Origin of the sequence: uncultured Tissierella sp. (genome assembly GCF_902479755.1) — a bacterium.
GTDB classification, from domain to species: domain Bacteria; phylum Bacillota; class Clostridia; order Tissierellales; family Tissierellaceae; genus Tissierella; species Tissierella carlieri.
Genome location: NZ_CABSQO010000030.1, coordinates 18,897 through 41,608, shown reverse-complemented (window position 1 = coordinate 41,608; position 22,712 = coordinate 18,897). Strand labels below are relative to the sequence as shown.

Here is a 22,712-nt window from a genome sequence, read left to right as displayed (position 1 = left end):
TTCTTGTGTCAGTCGGCAGATGACTCGCTCTGAAGCTTCTGTTTTTGAATATAAGAAAATGTAAATAGGCATATAATACATCATACAATGAATTATTTGCAAACAACTTACTATGTGTTATAATTTTAAATACATATAAGGGGTTAAGGAGGTGGCAACTTGGCACCGCAATATACCAGAAAAATGATTCGTGAGGCATTCATAAAGATGCTCAACGAACGTCCGCTTAATAAAATTACAGTTAAAGATATTGCTACAGCATGTGAGATCAATAGAAATACTTTTTATTACTACTATACGGATGTATATGCACTTCTATCAGAAATATTCCAAACAGAACTTCAGACAGTAATTGATGAATATAATGATACACTCTCATGGGAAGAGAGCTTCATTGTGGCCGCTAAATTTGCTTTAGAAAACAGAACGGCCGTTTATCATGTATATAATTCAATGCAGAGAGAAGAATTAGTGAACTATATACACAATGTATCAGGAAATGTCATGATGCGGTATGTTGAAAAAGTAAGCAACTGTATCCCAGCTTCTTCAGGAGATAAAAAACTAATTTCTTCCTTTTATCAGTGTGCCCTTACTGAAATGGTACTACGCTGGATTGCTTCTGGAATGAAGGAAGACCCTGATACTATCATTAGGAGAATCGGACAGCTCTTTGATGGAAACATTGAGTTATCCCTTAAACGAAGTGCTGATTTAAATAGTGTATAGTAAAAGGCAACAGGAGATTTGTTTTTATCAGGCATTTTAACTCTGGTGCCTAAAAATTAGATAAATAAACTGCAGTGTTCAAACTTCGAACACTGCAGTTTATTTATCTAATGAAAAAGACATAAAAAAACTATATTATAGATTTATACAGATCTTATAGATAATAAGTACTCAACAAATAAAAGGAAAACTTATTATCTATTACACCATATTGGCATGCTAATAGAGTGAACAAAGAAGAACTCTAAATATGATAGTAGGATTTAGAAGAATATTAAAAAATTAAGAAAGAAGGAGATATAATGAAATTAAAGACATATGATGATAGACTTAAACTTACAAATGGAACTTATCATGCTTTAGTGAATGCAAGAAAACCTAAAGGAATTGAAGACAAAAAAGCGTATTTAATTGGTACTGGAATTGGTGCTTTGGCTGCTGGTTGTTTTTTGATTCGTGATGCTCACATGGATGGCAGCAAGATTACGTTTTTAGAACAATTAGACATTCCTGGGGGATCTTTGGATGGTGCAGTTCGTCAGAATGCTGGTTATGTAGCACGTGGTGGACGTGAAATGGGACATTATTTTGAAGTTTTATGGAACTTGTTTAGTTCGTTGCCATCTACAGAAGATCCTAATATGACTGTGTTAGATCATTTTTATTATACAAACTACGATGATCCGAACTTTAGTAATTGCCGTATTACTAAAAGCCAAGGTGAGCGATATGATAATGGAAAATTTAATTTGGGTCAAGACTTAGCAAAAGAATTAGCTGCTTTTGTAAATATTTCAGATGAAGAACTTCAAAACAAATCTATCGAAGATATTTTTTCTGATGAACTTTTAAACAGTGATTTCTGGACATATTGGAGAACAATGTTCGCTTTTGAAAATTGGCATAGTGCCTTAGAGATGAAATTATATATGAATCGCTTCATTCACCATGTTGGAGGCTTACCAGATCTTTCAGCTTTACAATTTTCACGACATGATCAATACACTTCATTTGTAAAGCCAATGGTTAAATATTTGGAAGACCATGGTGCTAAGTTTGAATATGGAGTCACTGTTGATAATGTTGAGTTCTCAATTTCAGATGATAAAAAAGTTGCAAAGAGAATAGTTGCAAAAGATAGAAATGGCAAAGATATTTCTATTGAGTTAACAGAGAACGATTTAGTATTTATCACTAATGGTTCTATGACTGAAGGTTCTGGATATGGTGATGATAATACTCCGGCTCCATTTAATAAAGAGCCAGAAGGATGTTGGAAGTTATGGAGAAATATAGCAGCTCAATCAGATGAATTTGGAAGACCAGATAAATTCTGTACAGAGCCAGAAAAATCTAATTGGGAGTCCTGTACAGTAACCTGCCATGATGAACGTGTTCCTAAATATATTGAAAAGATTACAAAACGTTCTCCATATGGCGGACGTACTGTAACAGGTGGTATAGTAACAGCCCTTGATTCTTCATGGTTAATGAGCTGGACAATAAATCGTCAAGAACAATATTATGGACAGCCTGAAAAGGATGTTGTTGTTTGGGTATATGGTTTATTCTCTGATACTCCTGGTGACTATATTAAAAAACCTATGAGAGATTGTACTGGTAAGGAAATCACAAAAGAATGGTTATATCATATAGGAGTTCCTACAGAGGAAATAGAAGAATTAGCAGGATCATGTACTGCGGTTCCTGTTATGATGCCATTTATTACATCTCAATTTATGGTTCGTGAATTTGGAGATCGTCCATATGTTGTACCAAAGAATGCAGTAAACTTTGCTTTCCTTGGACAATTTGCTGAAACATTAGATGATCCAGGACGTGATACAGTATTTACTATAGAATACTCAGGACGTACAGCCATGGAAGCAGTATATGTTTTAACTGGAGTTGAAAAAGGAGTTCCTGAGGTATATGGTTCAAGATATGATATACGTTATTTATTAAATGCGGGTAAATGCTTGCTAGATGGAGAAAAACCAGAAATTAATCTATCACCAATGGCTAAACGTAAAATTTTGAAACAAATAGCAGGAACAGATATTGAAAAATTATTAAGAGAGTATGGAATTGTTTAATAACATTTAAAATTAGATAACTTGATTAAAATCCCGAATTTCCAAAAATCGGGATTTTAATTTATATATATCTACTACTCATATTGTTACTTGATATCTTGGCAATATAATAGAATATCATATAAAGGAGGAAATTTATGTGAAAGGACAAAAAAATCTTAAGCAAGTTCATATTCCTACTATAGAAGAAATGCAAAGTTGGTATGAAGAGTATTTGCGCAAAAAAGCCTTAAAATCATCAGGATATGAGAATAGTAAAAAAATAGAAGAACAAGGATCATTTTTTAAAACTTTTCGAAAATTTGAAGAAATGGATGACAAAATTCCTTTTGATTCTAAGAAGAATAATGTCTATTACGAAAAGTATAAAAAGTATGTAGAAGAAGAAACAGTAAATAAGGGCAAAGAGATACAGGAAATTGAAAATTTAATTGAATATGAAAAATTTTTTCTTCGTTGGGAGAGGAGAGTCAGTAGCGAGAGTAATAACTATGGTCATTATGGTAGTAATTCAGCTACGAGATATCGAGTTAATTGCATAAAAAAGTTGAGAAAAGAGTTAGAGTTAATTATAGAAGATTCTCCAGAAGCATGGGAATTTTATTATAAACGTCAATTGATAAACGATATAGAAACCCAACATCAACAGCGTTTGTTAACGGTACCTTATGTAGTTAAAGCAAAGCAAAAAGTAATGGATTCCTTGAATTTAGGAGTCCCTGTATATATTGCAGGACATTTAGGAAGTGGAAAGACACAATTAGCAACCGAAGCTGCCTTGGATTTTACTATTCAAAATAAAATACAAAGTGAATTAGAAGATAAAATGGAGGATTGGTTTTCTGCAAATCCAAACGCTACAGAAAGAGATGCTATTAAAAAGTTTAGAGAACTTAATGAAGAAAGAAAGCTGTACTATAAGAACATTTTAACTAATGGAAGTAAAGAGGAGATAGAATCTTTACAGCCTCTATTTATATCTGGGTCGCATAATTTAACTTATGAAGATATGTTTGTAGAGAAAACTTTGTCTCTTCAGCGCAGTTTTTCTCAAGGTTCTTTTGTGGATTATCTTAATATGATTATAGAAGATTTTTATGAGTGGATGGATGAGCACAAAGCAAGACTAGAACAGATGACTGATGAAGAACAGCTGCAGCTTAAGATTCAAATATGGAAAAGTTTTTCTGATTTATTAGTAGCAAGTAATAGTGCTTTTGGTACTGAAATAAAAAAAATAGAAAGAGAAGTTTTAATTGCAGTGAGAGAAGGTCGACCTGTAATCGTAGACGAATTAAATACAATTGCCATGCAAAATTTAATTGCTTTGAACGATATTTTACAGCGTCACGCGGGAAGTACAGCTTATATTACAGGGGTTGGTCCTGTTTTGATTAAACCTGGATTTGGATTTATTGGCACAGGAAACTTATCCACTCAAATGGTCAACTATGAAGGAACAAATGAATTAAATCCAGCATTTAAATCACGGTTCCTAACGATCGAATATAATTATGTACCCCAAAGGATAACTGGTTCCTTAGAAGACCAAGAGTTTCCAGAGAAAAATGAACTTTTTAGAATAATAATAGCACGATTGGCTGATAAAAACGGAAATATCCATATTCCTGATTCCAAAAGGACCTTAGAAGAATTATTTCGCTTTTCCCAATTATGTAGGATGACTCAGAATGTTTTTATGGGTAAATGGAAAGATAATGAAATCCAAAAAGATTCTGGAATGGATGAACCAGAGCTGAGAGAGTCTGTACTATCAATCCGTAATATTTTACATGTTTTAGATAATTGGAATCAAGGGGAAGAAAAAGATTTGACCAAAGCTTTATGGGATGGTTTTATTAGTTCAATCACTTATCCTGACGACCAAAATTATATTCTCTCACAAGCGGTGCGTTTTGGTTTTTTCCCTATAAGTGAAGGATGGAAGGTTGAAACAAAAGGTATAGGAGAAGCAACGACAACATATGATGAGATCCGTACTCGTCCATATCGCTATATTCGTCCATCAATAGAAACTTTAAGCTATTTAGATGTAGTTCATTTGATATTTGGGAAAGGAACTCCGAGAAAAATTTTGCCAAAAGAACTAGCAAAAGTTTTTGAAGATGATATTGATGATTTAACGCGAATTGATGCAAAGAAATATCAAGAATTAGACCAACGATTATCTCATTTAGAGCATTCAAAATATCTACTTGAATACCTAGAGGATAATGGAGGAGAAAGATGAAAATGAATTTGGATGGAGAATATTTTAAGAGTCAAGTTAAAGCTTTAAGAAAAAAGTTAAATGAATGTCAAGAAAATGGAATTTTAGATGATGGTTTTGAAGAACAATTAGATAAACTTTCACAAATAGAAGAAAATCTATTAACTGACTTAATTCCTTATTACCGAGTTTATGTAAATAATATTAAAAGGACTTCAATGGAAATAAATCCGATAAAGCAATTGGGAACTTTTAGTTTTGATAGTTTTTTACAAAGTACATTGAGGATTAATAGAAATCTTTTTATTATAAGCAGTATAAATAGTAAGGTTCAATTTTTCTATATAGATATTCCAAATGATTTTTTTGATTATAATCAACTTGAAGTAGAGTGGAGTCCCCCTATTAAAGAAATAAAAGAGACAATTTCATTTATATATAAATTGAATGATAGAGAAATCTTACTTTTAGGAGTTACAGGGGGATGCTATCTACTTTCAAGTGATAATTTTGATAAGATACCAGATGTTAATGAACAGATTAGAGTTAAAAGGATTAGAAATGATTATAACTTTAATGGATTTGGAAGATGCTTAGCAATTAGAGATGGTTTATTTGTAGTGGAAAATGGAGAAGATACCTTAATTCTATTTGAAATAATGAAAGAAAATGATGAATATTATTTGGTTTTTCATAAAGATATATATTGCACTATTCCAGATTGGACTGTATTGGAAAAAATAAATGACGATTATTTCATAGTTGGAACAAAGAGGGGAGAATTATATTTTATCAAATATGAGAATAGACAATGTACTATTACAGAAAAAAAAGATTTTTTAAATGATGAAATAAGACAAATTAGATGCTTAGAGGATGAAAATGGTAATGAGAATTCCCTTATAGTGACAGGCAATAAGGGGCAGTTTAAGATATTTTCTTTATATGAAGACTCAAAAGCCATAAAAATAGAATTGAATGACTTAAAAGGTAATTTGTTTGATGTTCAATCTAAAAAAGGCACAGCTATAGTTTTAAGTGAGGATGGAATCATATACTTACTTGAAGAGAATTTTGGAAATTGGTATCTAAATGAAGAGGCGATGATTAAAGATGTCTTTTTCACAAATGTCTTTAAATTAGGTATTTCAAAATATTTGCTTATGGATATAGAAGGTAAATTAAATCTATTAAACATTGATCGAATTGATACACCAAAAGACTTGTGGAATCTGCCACTGTATCAATAGGAGGGATGAGTATGTTTGACTTTGATGAACTAACCCTAATTGAAGAATCTAAAAAACATTGCGAAGAATTTCTGCAAAAAGAACAACGCTCATTAGCTACATTTACGGGAGATTCTAGCTTGATGTATATTCCTGATTCAAAATTAGAAAGATTTTTATTAGATCCTTCCAAGGGCGTTTTGTACTTGCCCTTGGAAAGTTTTTTAGATAGAAAATTAGATGACAATCAAATTATGTGGCATATCTACTATGAGTTAGCCTTATACTCTGATTGGAAAAAGCAAACAAAAAAATATTTGAATAGAAAAAAAGATTGGCAGAAAGAAATTGATCGGATGACAAGCTATATTCTAGCTAGGATAAAAAAAGAAGGACTAGAAAAAGACCCTGCATATCAACCTAAAATTACTTCGAATTATGTAAAAAAAGAAATCCTTGATATGTTATATCTATTGGATAAGTATACATCTTTTCTAAGGGTTTTGCAGATGTGCCCCATATATAGAGATGAAGAAAATTTTGAAAAAATTTTTTCATATATGAAAGAAACAGGTAAGACAATTGAGTCAATTTCTCAAATGCCTAGACATAGAGCTTTTGCAAATAGTTTCTTAATTATTGAATTATATAAAATTGAGCCTAAAATAGAGGGGTGTATTGAAAATCCCTTTGATAGGAAAATTTTTAATGAACCCTTTTTTGATTTTATTCATTATCAATTAGTTAGACGAATAAATAATGATCAAGGAATTATAGAAAGGGACCCATTCATTCGTTCTTTCATCTTTCCAACTTTTGAGAAATTGTGGAAGGAAGAAATTGACGAGATGATATTCTATAAATCAAAGGGACAACAAAAAGAAAAGATTAAAGTAAGTGAAAATTCTTTTGAACAATCTAAAGCAGATGAAATATTAGATTCACTAGAATCTACTCAGGAAGAAGAGAGAAAGATTCTAGAAGAAATGCTAGAGCAGCAAGACCAAATAAGTATCAGCGTACAAAATATTATACAAGGTAATATAGATTTAAAGTCTTATGGAATTAGCCAAGCAGATCAACAATTGTTTCAATTCTATTCAAATAAAATGAAATCGGAAAGAGAACAAATGCGTCAATTTTGGAAAAAGTTAATAGGAGATGCAAAAAAAGAAATAAGTGTAAAAAAGGATGGTCAGATAAAGGGAAAACTAGATATAGATAGCTTTATTAAATTTTATCCAGATTTTGTAGAAGCTGAAAAAAAGGGAAATTATAAGAATCTTCCAATTTTTAATAGATATTTATTAGAGCCTCGGACAGATATATTACCTGAAAGAATAGAAATTTCTTTTGTTATAGACAATTCAGGATCAATGAATCAGTCAAAAATTGAGGCGGCAAGAAAAGCTTTAGCTGTGACTTTGTTGTCAATAGATGATTTTAATCAATATTTGAAAAGCAATGCAGAACAGTTGAATCAAAAAGTAGAAGTTCTAAGTGAAACTTGGTTTTTTGGCAGCAAGTATTATAATGTTAAAGAATTTAATCATAAAAATGTGAAAGAAAAAGAAAAAAGTGATATAATTCGCTCAATCGTAAAGCTAGATGCAGCAGATGGAGCAACTGACGATGCAAGTTGCCTTAGAGAAATATTCAATAGGATTACGCCTATGCAGGAAAGTGAACTTAAAAAGGGCAAACAAGTAAAGATAATCTTCGAAATTACAGATGGTGCATCGAGTTTTCCAGGATTAGCAAAAGAAGTTGTACAAGAATTATTATCTAAGCATGTCCAGATCTATGCATTTCAAATAGGAAAAAATAGCAAAGCAAATGAAAAAATCTTTAACTTTGTATGGAATGAAGGGTACAAACAACCACACGGAGTAATAATTGGTGAACAAGTGGAAAAGCTACCAAAAGAATTGCTAAAAGCAGTAGGAAAAAATATGCAGTCTATTTTTAATAATTAGTAGTTACAAATTCATAGGAATTTTTACTCTCAGAATCGTCTAATTGCAGTTTCCTTTTTTCCTTATATTCCATTGGTGTCAAATAGTCTAATGAACTGTGTAACCTATGATTACTAGAACAATTATCTAGAAATGATATATCATTTGAAATGAGGAAATGCAGGTTTCGAGGTGCATTTTGCATATGGGAATTGCCGTGGATTTTTTCATAATTTCTTGGTATGATTATTCTATCGTAAGAATGGGATAAACCGAAATTTGACACCGACAATTCCTTAGGAGGTTAGAGGTAGTGATGAAGGAAAAAATGACAATAGGGGAGTTTGCCAAATTAAAAAATATAACGCCAGAAACTTTACGGCACTATGACAGATACGATTTATTAAAACCAGCATATATTGACGAAGAAACAGGGTATCGTTTTTACTCTATTTTTCAGTTTGAAAAGCTATCAACAATTTTAGAATTACGACAGCTTGGAATGAGCCTTTCAGAAATCAAAGATTTTTTTGATAATCGCAATGCTGGAAACTCATTGAAGTTACTGGAAGAACGCTATCAGAAATTAATAGAAGAAATAGAAAAAATGGAACATTTGAAAGAGAGTATTTCACGCAAAATCAGCCATCTGAAAACTTTTCTAAATTTGGAGTATTTGAATCAAAATGATTTTAAAAACATTCCAGAAAGAAAAGCTTTGTTATGGAAAAAAGGTCTAAATAGTGGTATGGATGTTGAGTATGGATATGCCGAACTTGAACAGCATTTAAAAGAATTTGCACCAATCTTTGCAGAGAACAGATATGGAATCAGAAGAACGCTGAACGAGTTAAATGAGTGGAATTCTTATCTGATTTTATTTGTGGATGAAAATTTGCCTTTATCTGATTATAGCATCACAGATATTCTAAAAATTCCTAGCGGGTTATATGCCACAACTTTGTGTCAAGGAACAGAAAATGATGTAATCCAACATATACAGAATATAAAAAATGAATTAGAGGGTAAAGGTTATAAGATTTCTGGTGACATTATTCAAATTGTACAGATTGACCTTTCTGTTACAGGTGCAATAGAGTCGCTATTGTATGAAATCCAAATTCCCATCAAAAGCTCTTGACTTTTGTGTTACACAAAGCTTTATAATATCTCCCGTGATTGTTTTTATAGGAGGTATTATTATGAATGAGAATATTTTATTAAAAGAAAAAATACCTAAACTGTATCTGAAATTTGTTATCCCTGCCATTATTGCTATGGTTCTGGAAGGGACTCAGGGAATGGTGGATGGTATTTTTTTGGGTAACTTCGTAGGTATAAATGCCATGGCAAGCGTAAATATTGCCAATGCTTATTTACAAATTATTATTGGAAGCAGTATGGTTATCTGTACGGGAACTATGAGCTCTCTTGGTCGTGCTTTAGGAGGAGGCGATGCTAAAAAAGCAAAGGATATCTTTAAATCTGCTATTATTGCACTTGGAGTCATATCTGTTACCATTCTATTAATCGGTTTCTTTTTTTCTAATGGAATTGCTCGTTTTCTTGGGGCAAATAATGTATTGCTTTTAGATACCAGCAGATATATCCAAACGATTGCTTTGTTTGTTCCGATTATATCCTTTAAGATTTTATTTGGTTTTATAGGAAGATTAATTGAAAAACCACAGCTATACTTGGCAGGAACCATAAGTTGTCTAGTCTCTAATATGGTTTTAAATTTTATAGCCATCAAAATTTTACGACTTGGTGTAGTTGGTGCCGCTGCTGCCACTGGAGTTGCTTATCTGATAGGGTTAATTGTTGTAATCAGACCGATATTATCTAAAAAAACCATTATCAATATCTATGATGGGAAGTTTTGTTGGAATGAATTTAAGAATTTAGCTTTTAATGGTTCTTCTGAAGGAGTAACCTATGTTGCAAACGCACTGACCTTGTTCCTGCTTAACAGGTCTTTTATGAATTTTGCAGGAGAAAGTGGGGTTGCTGCATTTACAATAATTAATTATATTGGAAATTTTGTTATACTGATTATGTTTGGAATATCCGACGGAATCAGTCCAATTATAAGCAGTAATTATGGCGCAGGTAAAATGGAGAGAATACGGAAAACTTTGTATACTGCGGTAATGGCGAATTTGGTAATCGGCATTGGACTTTTTTCAGTATTTAATCTGTTTAGCGAAAATTTGATTCGTATCTTTGTTAATGATAACAAACCAGTCATAGATATGGCGGTAGGTGGAGCTAAAATATATGGATTATGCTTTTTATTAAGTGGGTTCAATATCATCCAATCTGGTTATCATACAGCATTGGGAAATGCTGTTGCTTCCATCATAATAGCTTCAAGCAGAGGGATTGTTTTTGTTGCAATCGGTCTTATGATTTTTTCAGTTTTTTGGGGAATAAATGGAGTTTGGTTCACACTTCCATTTGCAGAAATAATGACATTTGTATGCTGTCTGATTATTTTATTCTTCCAAAGAAAACAAGGAGAATCTTTAATATCTACATCTTTCAGATTAACAAATAGAAAAATCAAATAAGTATCCACTGGATGTAGATGTTATGAAAAAACATCTACATCTTTTTTTATATACCAAAGGAAGTATCATATGAAAAAATTAGCAATAAGAAATGCATTAAATCTAAGGAAGATCGCTCTTGGGAATTTTTAAGATATCTTGGTTTTGTTCCTATTAATTCAAGAGATTTTTAAGCTGAAATTTGATTAGCATATGAAATTTACCTTTGATTGGGATTTCTCTAAATATTTCTTGACAAAAGCATTAGGTAAATTTATAATTAAGGTGACTTAAATATTAAGGAGGATGAGACATTGACTTCGAAGATGGATAATGAGAGGGAAAATGAATTATTCAATTTGGTTACAGAAATTAGTGAGATAACTTATTCTATGAATGCTAGTTTGATAAAAGTGCGTCAGTCTTTGTTTAATGAAGATCTTTCAACCAAACAAATTATATTAATGGATTTAGTGAAAAAAGAATCTAGATTATCAATAAGCCAACTGGCTGAATTGATGAATGTTACTTCAAGTGCTGTAAGTCAGATTGTATCTAAATTAGAAAAAGAGAAATATCTATTAAGGACAATTAATCCTAACAATAGAAGAGAAATAATTGTGCAGTTGGATGAGCAAGGATACCATTACTATTCAAAGGAAGAAGAGATTAACAAGGAAATTGTAAATCGTTTTTATTCTCGTATGAAAATGGAAGAAGTGATACAATTACGAGACATTTTAGTAAAACTTAATCATGTGGTTGAAGAGGAATTGTCAAGACAAGAAATGAAAGGAGAATAAAAAATGAATGATAAGAGAGTAATATTAAAAAAGTTTTTTGATGAAATTCAATCTGAAAAATTAATTAATGGAACTGTCTTAATAGCCAAGGATGGTGAAATATTATATAAAGGAGCTTTTGGTAGGGCTGACTTCTATTCTAAACGAAAACTAAAAATAAATTCGATATTTAATCTTGCATCAGTTTCAAAACCGATAACTGCTTTAGGGATAATGTTGTTAGTGCAGGCTAACAAACTTTCTCTTGATGATCCTATAGAAAAATGGTTACCTGATATTCCTTATAAAGAGATTACAGTAAGGCAATTGTTGAATCACACTTCTGGATTACCTGATTATTTAGAGTTATTCGCATGTTACTGGAATAATTCCAAAATAGCGGTGAACCAAGACTTATTTGAACTACTCGTTAAGTATAAACCAGAACGGTTATTCGAACCTAACGAACGTATGGAATATAGCAATACGGGATATGTAATGCTTGCTCTTATTATTGAAGAAGTTTCAGGCCTTTCGTTTGCAGAGTATATGAAAGTAAACATCTTTTTACCTGTTGGAATGCAAAACACTGAAGTATTTTGTCAAAGATTAACTGAACAGGCTATGGATAACTATGCATATGGTTATGTTTTCGACGTATATACAGGTAAACATGTTTTGCCAGATGAATTTCCCGAAACAGATTTTGTTGTTTATCTCGATGGGATCGTTGGAGATGGAGCGATTCATTCCACAGTCGAAGACCTTTATTTACTTGATCGGGCATTGAGAAATGGGACACTTATTAATGAGACTTTACTGAAGGAAGCCTATTCTCCAGTTTTTCCAAGACTTGAAAGCCCTTTTAAATATGGATTTGGATGGATTTTAGAGAACGAAAAGAAAAAGGGAAGGGCTGTGTGGCACAGCGGTGGTTGGCCAGGTTATGCTACATACTTTAAAAGATACATTGATAATGATCTAGTGATTATTTTTTTAAGAAACAAAGAACAAGACTTTGATTTTGAACAATCTATTATACAGTCAATTGAGAATATGCTTTTTGATGAACCATATGAGATTCCAAAAGCACCAAAATTTCAAAAAGCGAAAATACTACATCATGAGATTTTAAACAGATATGTTGGAGAGTATCGATTAGAAGAACATACTGAACTGATTGTAAAGGTTACAATGAAAGATCAGCGGTTATTCATTGAACTGCCAGGATCGATGAAACTCGAAATGTACGCATCTTCAGATAATGAGTTTTTCCTTCGCAGCTTATCAGTAACAATTAATTTTGTAAATGATGGGGTTAATTATTATTTGACTATTAATGATGGCAGTGACTCTCAAACTGCTAAGCGTATTTAAAAAATGAAAGTTTAGTATTGACTATCATTCAAAATCTTGAGTAGATGTTGAATATCAATCTACAAGGATTAGTCTTTATGATACTAATGGAGAGGAGTATAATCAATTATGTATAGAAATTATTTTATTAGCCAAAATGAACAAAGTTTTTATCCAGAATATGCATGTGGAATTGCTTGCTTTTCTATGTTATTAAAATATCATCAGATAACTGGTTACGAAAACTTTGAGAAACTTGCTATTGAATTAAATTTTAATGTTTCACCAGAAGAAAAAGGATATGATAGTGATGATATGAAGTATGGGACTTTTCCTGAAGATATATTCAGATATCTTGTTAAAAATAACATTAATTTCAGAATGTCTTTTTATGAAGATGAATGGAAGGAAGCTCTAAAAAAGTCTCCGATTATGGTAATGATGACTGGTAATGAAGAAGAGTTTGGTCTTAGGAATAGTCATTGGATTTTATTAGTGAACAGAGATAAAGATTTTTTTACGTATCTTGATCCATATGAAACATTGATATCAAATAATTACGTAAAACATATTTGGTCAGGTGATTTTCAAAAATATTATACAGGAATAGCCTGTCAAGTAATCATATGAAATTACTTTTCATTATTTGTACCAATACCCTACAAGTTTAAGACTAAAATAATTAAATCTTATTACAAGAAAATGTTGAAGATGATAAATTAGTTATTGCAATCCACAGTATAATGTACATATTATTGGGTCAAAAAATTTTGTAGTTAATGTAATATTTCCAATCAGTGATTTTTCTCTTTATGAAGTATTACAGTAAGTCAATCATGATATATACTTGATGCTGGAATTAAATATATATATACTTAATGAATTATCTTATTACAAAAGAAATAATATTCTACCACCAAGAAAATACCAGATACTTATGACATAATTATTGTACTCTCAAGGCATGTTGAGACCGTGGTATTGATGTCAAAGGGTGAAAATAAATAGGGATGAAAATATTAATAAATTAAGGGTTTTCGAACATTGAGGTTGCCACAGGTAGATATCACCTGCGGGCACGATGCTTGGAAACCCTTGTTTTTTATGTTCATAGTAATAGTTTAATTGTTCTAATATAGATAGGGTTATAGCAGTGTTCATAATCAAGAAAATAGTTGACCTGTCAACTATTTTTCCATATAATCATATTTAAAAAGGGGTGATTATGCTATGTTATCAATACGCAATATTTGGTTGGATATGAAAGGAATTTTGCGCTCGGCGCGGCAAATCATCAATGCGGAGCTTGAACCACTAAACTTATCAGGTGCTGAAGGTGACATACTTTTTCACCTTTTGACAGGCAGCAATAAACTTCAGCAGGAACAACTTGCAGAACAACTTGACATAGGAAAGGCTGCCGTTTCACGAGTAGTCGATTCTCTTGAATCCAAAGGGTACGTCATGCGTATACGGCAGCATGAAGACAGACGAGCTTACAGTGTCTCTCTTACTGACAAGGCTTTCTCAGTTTGTTCAGATATTAAGGATATTTACGAGAATCTATATATGCTTGTGAGAGAAGGTATCACCGATGAGGAGTTTATCCATATCGAATCGTTGCTTTCCCGCGTTGCGGCAAATCTTCAATTTAGGGGGGGATAGATAATGCAGCTTGAATTTATAAAAGGTTATGGAATACTACTTGGGTATTTTGCAGTTTGCGCCTCGGGTGCGCTTGTCTTGCGTCGGCTTGTTTCAGTACCTACGGAGGTCTTCCGTAAAACATTGCACATCATACTCTTAGGTTCAATATTCGTCTGGACATACGCATTTAAGACATGGTGGGTATCGGCAATCGCAGCAACTGTATTCATAGCGATGGTGTATCCGATACTCGTGTTCGCTGAGCGTATACCCGACTATTCCGAACTGCTTACAGAGCGCAAACCCGGAGAAATTAAGAGTAGTCTGGTGGTGGTTTTCAGTATGTTTACGGTGTTGATATGTGTTTGCTGGGGGTGGCTCGGAGAGAAATATTTGGTAATTGCATCGGTGCTTGCTTGGGGGTTAGGTGATGCAGCGGCAGCATTGGTCGGCAAGTGCTTTGGACATCATTATATAGAGGGGAAACTGGTTGAAGGGCGCAAGACCCTAGAGGGAACTCTTGCGATGTTTGCGGTGTCATTTGTCTCGGTGCTGGTTATTTTGCTTGTGCATGGCTCAGTGGAGTGGTACGGCTACGTGCCGATTGCGGCGGTAACTGCGGCAGTATGTGCAATCGTAGAACTTTATACGAAGGGCGGCATGGATACACTGACCTGCCCGTTTGCGGCGGCGGCAATTATGATTCCGTTGGTTCATTTATGGGGGGGGTAATATTGTGAAATTAAAATCAGGAGAACGTACGCTCCTCGCTTCGGTAGTAATGAGTTCGCCCGGCCCCATAGTCGTGGGCGTAGCGCTTTTTTTTGGCCGCTCATCTACGCAAATTGCGGACTTCATTCGCCGTGCGGCAGAACTGGTCTCGATAATCGTATCATGGATAGTGTTTCGCATTCTGCATAAAAGTGGTGAGCCGGACGTAGTGCGTAAGGATAAGCTGGAACGTACTGCAAATTTATGCGTGGGAATAGCAATGTGCCTATCCGGTGCAGCTATGCTGTTCATCGCTTTGTTCTCACCTAATATAGAAAAGGGAAACGTCATTCCCGGTCTAGTAATTGCGGTGTTGGGCGTGACGACAAACTCATGGTTCTGGCTACGCTACCGCAAACTCAATCGTGAAAAACCAGATGCGATATTCGCCGTACAAAGTAAGCTCTACTGTGCAAAGTCGGTCGTGGATGCTTGTGTAACGATCTCTTTGACAGTCGTTGCTGCTGCTCCCACTTCGCCTACTGCGCGGTATGTGGACTTGGGTGGTTCGATAATTGTTGCGGTTTATCTCATTATGAACGGTATTATTATGATACTTACTAGAAATGATATAGTGATTTGAAAAGAAAACTTATAAATGAACTGGACCCGCCTTTGAATGTTTTAAAAAATAGATCACCTATTGGCGAGGCGTTTAGAAAAGAATTAAAGAAGCTTCGAAACTAAAGGCAGAAATATTCCCGTCGCCAAGGGAGTACCAGCATCAATTGGAATCTTTTTTGTTTCTTCAAGGTACGTTGAATCCATAGTCCTGCTGCAAAAGAAAAACAATTAAAAATATAGGGACAAACCTAATGAGTTAGGTGGATAGATGAAAAGCATATAAGAGAAGTACTAAGATTAAGACCAGTTATTGCTATAGATGCTATTGGGTATGTACACTCATATACGAAAAGTTTATGGTACTAAAGATCATGTTTCCTATAATCTGTAGCAAGTTAGAACTTTCAAATGGAAGAATTAAAAGCAATTGTTGCACCATATCAATCTCAATTACAGCAGTACCCTTAATCATGTTGTCACGAAGCTCTTTTCCAGCAAATTGCGGAGTGCACTTCTCAACCAGCTTATTCAGTACTTTACGCTTTTTATCCAAATCCTCAAGCAACGGAGCATTTCCATAATGTTATTTAAACTATAGGAATATCTTCAATATTATTTTTTTTGTTTATAAATGAGGATATAATTTTACTTAAAGTAATAATACTTTTTTCTAATTGTTCTTGCTCCAAAGAAGAAAAGCTTATACGTATATGATTGAATTCAGGTTCACTTGAATAACAGGTTGATCCAGCGAGAAATGCAATATTATTATTTTGAGCTTCAAAAACAAGACTTTCTGCACTCAGCCATGACGGAAGAGTGATCCAAATATTTGGTCCTCCCATTGGAGAGGTCCATTTAACAGTGCTAGGCATATACTCCTTAAGGAGTTCTAAAACTAAATTGCGTCTATTAAATAGAGTAATATTCAAACTTTTTAAATGTTTTTTCATAAAGTCTAATTGAACAAAGGGCAATAATGCTTTTTGAGTTAATAATGAACTTCCAAGATCAGAATTAGTTTTAGCAGCAATGAGTCTATTTAGTATTGAACCTGATGTTACCAAAGTACCAATTCTGCAGCCAGGTGATAGAAATTTACTAAATCCTTTTATATATATTACATGTCCATCAGTATCCATACTTTTCAATGTAGGTAAAGGGTTCCTTTCAAAAGAAATTTCACGCCAGGGATCATCTTCAACAATTAAACAATTAAAGTTTTTAGCAATATCAATTAATTCTTTTCTCCTTTGCATACTCATAACAGTTCCAGTTGGGTTATGGTAGGTTGGTATAGTATAAATTAATTTAGGAGAATACGTATCACATAGCCTTAAAAGCAAGTCAATTCGCATTCCATCTTTATCAACAGGAACAGATAAAATAGTAGCTCCCTGCCAACGGAAAACGTCAATAGCAGCTGTATAGGTTGGTGCTTCCATAACTACAATGTCACCTGCACCAATAAATGTTCTGGCAACTAAATTAATTGCTTGTTGTGAACCGTTCGTTATTATGATTTCGTTCTTAGATGCTGAAATACCGCTAGATTTTAAATAGTCAACTATAGCACCGCGAAGATCTAAATCTCCTTGCACAGGTCCGTATTCCGAAAGGATACCTGGATTTTTCAAGATGAAGGATGATATATGTCTGGAAATAAGATATTCAGGAAGCAGAGAACTGTGAACAGAGGCGGCTGACAGCCAGATTTGTGATTTTGTTGTTAAGCTAATATTTTGCCTCCAGAATTGAGCTCTTGGAAGGTGATCTGTGATTGAAAGCTGCCAATCAAGAGAAATCAAATCATTGTCATGATCTTTATTATTCATTATTTTTTCAGATTGAACAAAAGTACCTTTTCCCTGTATTGTAGAAATAAAGTTATCTTCTTCCAGCATTGAATACGCTTTAACAACGGTAACCATACTTACTTTTAATGCTTTAGAAAGGCTTCTGACAGAAGGTAATTTGGAACTTTCTTCTATTAAGCCTGAAGATATACGATCAGCAATTGACTGATAAATTTGTTTGGGTAAAGATATATTAGTATTTCTATTTAAATCTATTTTCATATTCATCTTGCCCCTAAGTGTTATAGTCCGCTGTTGACTGTTATACATGCTATGTAGTAATTATATTATAACATACTATAACAATGTTAAGTAGAAAAATTGAAAGGAGCATATCTATGGATAAAAATTTAAAGAATGATTTAGACAACATTGATGTTTTATTAGAAAAAGTAAAAAATAACGCATTTGATTTTCTAAAAAATATTAATGATATAGCCGCATTTCCAGAGAATACAAATTTTTATACACCTTCAGAATTAAATAGAAATGGATTAGGAGGAGAAAATACATTAGAAGAATTTATGCAAAGATTTTATAAGGGAATTGTTTCAAGTGGGGGATCAAAGTATTTTGGTTTTGTAACAGGAGGGACAACTCCAGCAGCTTTAATGGGCGACTGGTTAGCGAGCACATTTGATCAAAATGCTACAGGTAGAGATGATTCAAGTGCAGCAAGGATTGAGGAAGAAGCCATCAGTTTATTAAAGCAACTTTTCGGATTACCGGAAATATTTTCAGGTACGTTTGTAACAGGTGCTACCATGGCTAATTTCGTAGGCTTAGCAATTGGAAGACAGTGGGTGGCTGATGAATTAGGCATTGATATATCCTTAGAAGGAATATATTCCATTTCCCCGATAAAGATTGTAAGTGCCACTCCTCATTCGAGTATTTTGAAAGCTTTGTCTATGTTAGGTATGGGAAGAAAAAATATGCATTCCATTCCAACCATCGATGGAAGAGAGGCTGTAGATATCAAGGCATTAGAAAATTACTTAAAGCAATTAAATGGAGAACCATGCATTGTTGTAGCAAATGCAGGGACAGTGAATACTGTTGATTTTGATGATTTAAAACAAATTGGAGAATTAAAGAAAAAATACAAATTCTTTTTCCATGTAGATGGAGCATTTGGTGGCTTTGCTTCTTGTTCCACAAAGTATAAAAAATTAGTAGAAGGAATGGAGGAAGCAGATTCTATTACTATAGATGCACACAAATGGCTCAATGTTCCTTATGATAGTGCAATGCAGTTTACAAAACATCCGAAACTTCAGCTTCAGGTTTTTCAAAACAACGCAGTATATTTAGGTGAGTTTTCTGATAAGCCTGATTTTGTTCACTTGGTTCCAGAGAATTCAAGGAGGTTAAGAGCGCTTCCTGCATGGTTTACACTAAAGGCATATGGTCAAGACGGATATGAGGAGATAATCGAGAGAAATTGTGATTTAGCACAATTGCTAAGTGAAAAGATAGAGGAATCGAAAAATTTCAGGTTATTTTCAACTACTAGATTAAATGTAGTCTGCTTTACTATTAATTTTGGTGAACATAAGGTTACTTTAGAGAACATACAGCAATTTTTAAATTTAGTTAATAAAGATGGCAGAGCATTTTTTACTCAAACAATATATAAAGGAACACCGGGAATAAGGGCAGCTATAAGCAATTGGAGGACAGAGGAAAAAGATATTGAAATTGCATGGGAAGTATTAAATAAGGCATATAACATCTATGTTAAAACAATAATAGCAATTGATTGAATCGCAATAATCAAGAAAATTCGTACAAATTTTCTTGAAGAGGGATTGTATTGATGTTAAGATATAGAAGTAGCTATTTAATGTCTTCAAAATTCGATGAAATAATATCATTGTTTACGTTGATGTGGAATTCAGGGTATAATTAACTCAGGGGGAATAATATGAAAATTGCAACATATAATATTTGGAATTCTGAAACTGGAATGCCTGAAAGAGAAAATCAGATAATTGATGAAATAAATGCCTTGGATTCAGATGTTATTGTATTACAAGAAGTAAAAGACAGAATGCTCAGTGAAAGGTTATTACAATGCACTAATTACAAAAATTACTGTTTTGTTCCGCACGAAGGTAAAGCAACGGAAACAGTAAATTCAGGGGATGAAGGATTAGCAGTTTATAGTAAATATCCTATTATATACTCTAAATATATTGATTATGCATTGATTGTTATTGTTAAACATATGAGTAATTTGATTCTTCTTGTCAATGTTCACTTGCCATGGGATAGTATTATGGTAAAAGAAGAATGTATGATAAACATCATTAAGGAAATTTCAACTATTTCATCTGATTATCGATTTATTTTGGGAGACTTTAATTGTTCTGAAACAGCCAGTATTCATCAATATTTGTTGGGTAATATAAGTTTAAACGGAACGGAGGTTAAGCCATATTGGACTGATCTTGCACTTGTTGCTGAGGAGTTTTTGGGTATAAAAAAAGAGATGACTTTGGATTTAACAAATAATCCTCGTTGGAAGGGAAAGAGTATAACAGATATTAGTACAAGGGTTGATTGTATTTTTATACATGATTGTTTTCCGAAACCATATCCAACATTAAAAACTTTTAGATATTTTGGAAAAGAGATTGATGAAAGATCAGGCATGTGTGCCAGTGATCACTATGGAGTATTTGCAGATATTCAAATGCCATACGAAGAACTATTTTAATGCGAAACATTATTATCATTCTGGACTGAACATGATTAGGTAGACTTGACAAATAGTCTATTTGCTCAGGTTCAGTTTTTTATATTCTAAAGGAGATAAATATCCAAGAGCAGAAAGATTTCTTTTTCTATTATAAAATAACTCCATACATTCAAATATAGCCCTTTTAGCCTCTTCAATTGACTTTATTAAAGAATGAATTGGTTTTTAAACTGGGTTTTGGGGAAAGTATATTTCTACAAAATATTCGTGTTCCATACTTTTATGAAGTAGTGCAAACTTGTATTTTACTAATATGGTAGAATCGTGCAAGTCAAAATGGCGGTATAATTTATATAGATATTCCATTAAATCCCTTTTTACACCCCAGAACATAATAGTGGCATAACAGCCTGTTACATGATGCTGTGCTACAATGTTATGTACAGCCGCAGATATAAATTGCTTTTGAAGTATAGTTGTATTTATCGTACTGTCAGGAAATGAAAATCCAATTATCTCGTCATTCTCTACTATTGTTCCATCGGATTCACTATGATAGAAAGCCCATTGCTCGAAAGATTCTATCCCTTCTACTTGCTGTGATTCAGTATCTTGGTGCAGTAATGTTTCCAAATCTATTCTATAGATGGTAATATCAACTTCTTTATAAGCTGAAGCAGCAGAAAATGTGTAATCATTTTTAAATTTAGAAATAGTCGTAAGTACCGCTAACATATTCTCAACATATTGATCAAGTTGATTTAATAACCTTTTTTCTTCGTTTATATGTTCCTTTTGTTCTTTTACCATTGATAAATATCCATCGATACTTTCCGAATTTATTCTTTCGTTCATTTGATCTAGGGGAATTTTCATATATTTTCCAACTAAAATCATTTCTAGGATATCTAGATGTTCTAAGGAATAGTAACGATAATCATTTTGAGGATCAACGATAGGCTTTAACAATCCTTTTCGATCGTAGTGACGTAAAGTATCAAGTGATATACCATACAATTTACTTACTTGTCCAATCCGTAGTAACTCTTTCATTTTATCCTCCTCAAAAAAATTAACAATGCCCGTTGACTCTTGAGCAGCTCAAGGGTTTATTATAAGCATAGTACCTGAAAAAATCTAATTTGTAAAGGGGGCAATGTACTGATGGACAATATTTATATTGAGAAATATCAAAATACCGATTTTAGAGATGTAATTGCTTTATTAGTACAATCTTTTGAAAGCAAGTTCTGCCGACACCAAAAGTTAAGTAATAATGATATAGAAAATATTTTATACGCTTCCTGGCATCTCAAATCTGATGATCCTGCGTATCTTCATTTTGTAGCTAAACAAAATGAAAAGGTAGTTGGCGTAATTCTAATACGTTGCAGAAAAACAGAAAATGCAAATAAAAACATTCCTATTATATCACTATGTAGACGGTATGGTGTCTATAATGTTATAATGATGTACACTAAAATGGCACTGCTAGAAGGTCACAAACTAAATGAAGGAGAATGCTATATAGAACATATTGCGGTTAATGGAACATGTCGTGGAAAAGGTATTGGCATATTACTTCTTCAGCAGGGAGAACAGGCATTATTACATAGGGGGTATACATCCTATACATTAGCAGTTGCTGGAGGAAATCCTGCAAAACACCTTTATTGCCGATTTGGTTTTGAGGATATAAAGAGGACAAAAAGTCGCTTAAAGGGGTACTTTCTTGGAGAATCCCAATGGACTATAATGAAGAAGGTTTATAAGCATGTGTAGAGGTAAAGAATAAAACGGTGATTTTTAGAGTTTGCATAATTTATAGAATAGTTATAATAATTGGGTCATTAGCTATTTTGCTTCAGAATCATTCTTATATAATAGAAAAATTCGTTGAAATAAAAATTTCAAGTGGAAGTTTAAGTGGCACTTTAGTCCCGTAAAAGTTATATGATTTTAGTTGATAATGATATCAATTGTAGTGGTGAAATAAAATTTGAAGACTTGTTTGATTCTAGTGTTGAAAATAAACCCAAAATAAGTTAAAATTGGGACCGTATACAGGAAATTACCGATATATTAAAGCATCTGTCTCAGATAGATATCAATGCAGCATACAAATAGATGCTTTAATAAGCGTATGACAGAAGATTTAGTAAGAGGCCACCTTCGAAAACTTGATTACTGTAGTTCAGAATAAGGTATAAGGAAGTGAATAAAATGACAAATCAACTAAAT

Annotated in this window: 19 protein-coding genes; 16 read left to right on the top strand and 3 right to left on the bottom strand. The window is 33.0% G+C overall.

Annotation, left to right across the window (positions count from 1 at the left end; all coding sequences use genetic code 11):
• The first annotated feature begins 207 nt into the window (after positions 1–207).
• The 13 genes from RDK80_RS14765 to RDK80_RS14705 all read left to right on the top strand — a co-directional run bounded on the left by RDK80_RS14765 (position 208) and on the right by RDK80_RS14705 (position 15,930).
• Positions 208–729: a TetR/AcrR family transcriptional regulator C-terminal domain-containing protein gene (locus RDK80_RS14765; protein WP_308524714.1), complete on the top strand. Its 522-nt coding sequence runs from the start codon at positions 208–210 to the stop codon at positions 727–729.
• Positions 730–1,031: 302 nt separating this feature from the next.
• Complete coding sequence (locus tag RDK80_RS14760) at positions 1,032–2,825, top strand: oleate hydratase (RefSeq protein WP_308524713.1); 1,794 nt, start codon at positions 1,032–1,034, stop codon at positions 2,823–2,825.
• A 139-nt stretch (positions 2,826–2,964) separates the two neighbouring features.
• Positions 2,965–5,076, top strand: coding sequence for a hypothetical protein (locus tag RDK80_RS14755; protein WP_308524712.1), 2,112 nt, complete (start codon positions 2,965–2,967; stop codon positions 5,074–5,076).
• On the top strand, positions 5,073–6,305 hold the full coding sequence (locus RDK80_RS14750; RefSeq protein WP_308524711.1) for a hypothetical protein: 1,233 nt from the start codon (positions 5,073–5,075) through the stop codon (positions 6,303–6,305). Before RDK80_RS14755 ends, RDK80_RS14750 begins: the two co-directional genes overlap by 4 nt.
• Positions 6,306–6,316: 11 nt before the next feature.
• Complete coding sequence (locus RDK80_RS14745; RefSeq protein ID WP_308524710.1) at positions 6,317–8,260, top strand: VWA domain-containing protein; 1,944 nt, start codon at positions 6,317–6,319, stop codon at positions 8,258–8,260.
• Between the two features lie 295 nt (positions 8,261–8,555).
• The gene (locus RDK80_RS14740) at positions 8,556–9,380 is read left to right on the top strand and encodes a MerR family transcriptional regulator (RefSeq protein WP_308524719.1); all 825 of its coding nucleotides are present in this window, start codon (positions 8,556–8,558) and stop codon (positions 9,378–9,380) included.
• A 61-nt stretch (positions 9,381–9,441) separates the two neighbouring features.
• Positions 9,442–10,812, top strand: coding sequence for an MATE family efflux transporter (locus RDK80_RS14735; protein ID WP_308524709.1), 1,371 nt, complete (start codon positions 9,442–9,444; stop codon positions 10,810–10,812).
• Between the two features lie 293 nt (positions 10,813–11,105).
• On the top strand, positions 11,106–11,594 hold the full coding sequence (locus RDK80_RS14730; RefSeq protein ID WP_308524708.1) for a MarR family transcriptional regulator: 489 nt from the start codon (positions 11,106–11,108) through the stop codon (positions 11,592–11,594).
• Positions 11,595–11,597: 3 nt separating this feature from the next.
• Complete coding sequence (locus RDK80_RS14725; RefSeq protein ID WP_308524707.1) at positions 11,598–12,950, top strand: serine hydrolase; 1,353 nt, start codon at positions 11,598–11,600, stop codon at positions 12,948–12,950.
• Positions 12,951–13,058: 108 nt separating this feature from the next.
• Entirely contained in the window at positions 13,059–13,559 is a 501-nt protein-coding gene (locus tag RDK80_RS14720) for a C39 family peptidase (RefSeq protein ID WP_308524706.1), read from the top strand.
• 600 nt (positions 13,560–14,159) lie between these two features.
• Positions 14,160–14,594 (top strand): MarR family transcriptional regulator, encoded by a 435-nt coding sequence (locus RDK80_RS14715; RefSeq protein WP_308524705.1) that lies wholly within the window; start codon positions 14,160–14,162, stop codon positions 14,592–14,594.
• 3 nt (positions 14,595–14,597) lie between these two features.
• Positions 14,598–15,308 (top strand): hypothetical protein, encoded by a 711-nt coding sequence (locus tag RDK80_RS14710; RefSeq protein ID WP_308524704.1) that lies wholly within the window; start codon positions 14,598–14,600, stop codon positions 15,306–15,308.
• A gap of 4 nt (positions 15,309–15,312) precedes the next feature.
• Positions 15,313–15,930 carry a cation transporter gene (locus RDK80_RS14705; RefSeq protein ID WP_308524703.1) on the top strand — a complete coding sequence of 206 codons (618 nt, stop codon included), beginning with the start codon at positions 15,313–15,315 and terminating at the stop codon, positions 15,928–15,930.
• 568 nt (positions 15,931–16,498) lie between these two features.
• On the opposite strand, the gene RDK80_RS14700 is transcribed toward RDK80_RS14705, so the two are convergent.
• On the bottom strand, positions 16,499–17,989 hold the full coding sequence (locus RDK80_RS14700; RefSeq protein ID WP_308524702.1) for a PLP-dependent aminotransferase family protein: 1,491 nt from the start codon (positions 17,987–17,989) through the stop codon (positions 16,499–16,501).
• Positions 17,990–18,105: 116 nt separating this feature from the next.
• Here RDK80_RS14700 and RDK80_RS14695 point away from each other — a divergent pair, with 116 nt between their 5' ends.
• Together RDK80_RS14695 and RDK80_RS14690 are read left to right on the top strand one after the other, a co-directional pair.
• Positions 18,106–19,533: a pyridoxal-dependent decarboxylase gene (locus tag RDK80_RS14695; protein WP_308524701.1), complete on the top strand. Its 1,428-nt coding sequence runs from the start codon at positions 18,106–18,108 to the stop codon at positions 19,531–19,533.
• A gap of 161 nt (positions 19,534–19,694) precedes the next feature.
• On the top strand, positions 19,695–20,489 hold the full coding sequence (locus RDK80_RS14690; RefSeq protein ID WP_308524700.1) for an endonuclease/exonuclease/phosphatase family protein: 795 nt from the start codon (positions 19,695–19,697) through the stop codon (positions 20,487–20,489).
• Positions 20,490–20,546: 57 nt separating this feature from the next.
• On the opposite strand, the gene RDK80_RS20125 is transcribed toward RDK80_RS14690, so the two are convergent.
• A complete protein-coding gene (locus RDK80_RS20125) occupies positions 20,547–20,669 on the bottom strand; it encodes an IS3 family transposase (RefSeq protein ID WP_374041675.1) in 123 nt (40 codons plus the stop codon).
• Positions 20,670–20,696: 27 nt separating this feature from the next.
• Positions 20,697–21,524, bottom strand: coding sequence for a MerR family DNA-binding transcriptional regulator (locus RDK80_RS14685; RefSeq protein WP_308524699.1), 828 nt, complete (start codon positions 21,522–21,524; stop codon positions 20,697–20,699).
• Positions 21,525–21,635: 111 nt separating this feature from the next.
• Between RDK80_RS14685 and RDK80_RS14680 the strand changes: the two genes are divergently transcribed.
• Positions 21,636–22,253, top strand: a complete 618-nt coding sequence (locus RDK80_RS14680) for a GNAT family N-acetyltransferase (RefSeq protein WP_308524698.1) — start codon at positions 21,636–21,638, stop codon at positions 22,251–22,253.
• Positions 22,254–22,712 lie beyond the last annotated feature (459 nt).

What these genes read in the sequence shown, in the direction of transcription:
- RDK80_RS14765 (WP_308524714.1), top strand. Translation starts at nt 208, where the DNA reads ATGCTCAACGAACGTCCGCTTAATAAAATTACAGTTAAAGATATTGCT.
- RDK80_RS14760 (WP_308524713.1), top strand. Translation starts at nt 1,032, where the DNA reads ATGAAATTAAAGACATATGATGATAGACTTAAACTTACAAATGGAACT.
- RDK80_RS14750 (WP_308524711.1), top strand. Translation starts at nt 5,073, where the DNA reads ATGAAAATGAATTTGGATGGAGAATATTTTAAGAGTCAAGTTAAAGCT.
- RDK80_RS14745 (WP_308524710.1), top strand. Translation starts at nt 6,317, where the DNA reads ATGTTTGACTTTGATGAACTAACCCTAATTGAAGAATCTAAAAAACAT.
- RDK80_RS14740 (WP_308524719.1), top strand. Translation starts at nt 8,556, where the DNA reads ATGAAGGAAAAAATGACAATAGGGGAGTTTGCCAAATTAAAAAATATA.
- RDK80_RS14735 (WP_308524709.1), top strand. Translation starts at nt 9,442, where the DNA reads ATGAATGAGAATATTTTATTAAAAGAAAAAATACCTAAACTGTATCTG.
- RDK80_RS14725 (WP_308524707.1), top strand. Translation starts at nt 11,598, where the DNA reads ATGAATGATAAGAGAGTAATATTAAAAAAGTTTTTTGATGAAATTCAA.
- RDK80_RS14720 (WP_308524706.1), top strand. Translation starts at nt 13,059, where the DNA reads ATGTATAGAAATTATTTTATTAGCCAAAATGAACAAAGTTTTTATCCA.
- RDK80_RS14715 (WP_308524705.1), top strand. Translation starts at nt 14,160, where the DNA reads ATGTTATCAATACGCAATATTTGGTTGGATATGAAAGGAATTTTGCGC.
- RDK80_RS14710 (WP_308524704.1), top strand. Translation starts at nt 14,598, where the DNA reads ATGCAGCTTGAATTTATAAAAGGTTATGGAATACTACTTGGGTATTTT.
- RDK80_RS14700 (WP_308524702.1), bottom strand. Translation starts at nt 17,989, where the DNA reads ATGAAAATAGATTTAAATAGAAATACTAATATATCTTTACCCAAACAA.
- RDK80_RS14695 (WP_308524701.1), top strand. Translation starts at nt 18,106, where the DNA reads ATGGATAAAAATTTAAAGAATGATTTAGACAACATTGATGTTTTATTA.
- RDK80_RS14690 (WP_308524700.1), top strand. Translation starts at nt 19,695, where the DNA reads ATGAAAATTGCAACATATAATATTTGGAATTCTGAAACTGGAATGCCT.
- RDK80_RS14685 (WP_308524699.1), bottom strand. Translation starts at nt 21,524, where the DNA reads ATGAAAGAGTTACTACGGATTGGACAAGTAAGTAAATTGTATGGTATA.
- RDK80_RS14680 (WP_308524698.1), top strand. Translation starts at nt 21,636, where the DNA reads ATGGACAATATTTATATTGAGAAATATCAAAATACCGATTTTAGAGAT.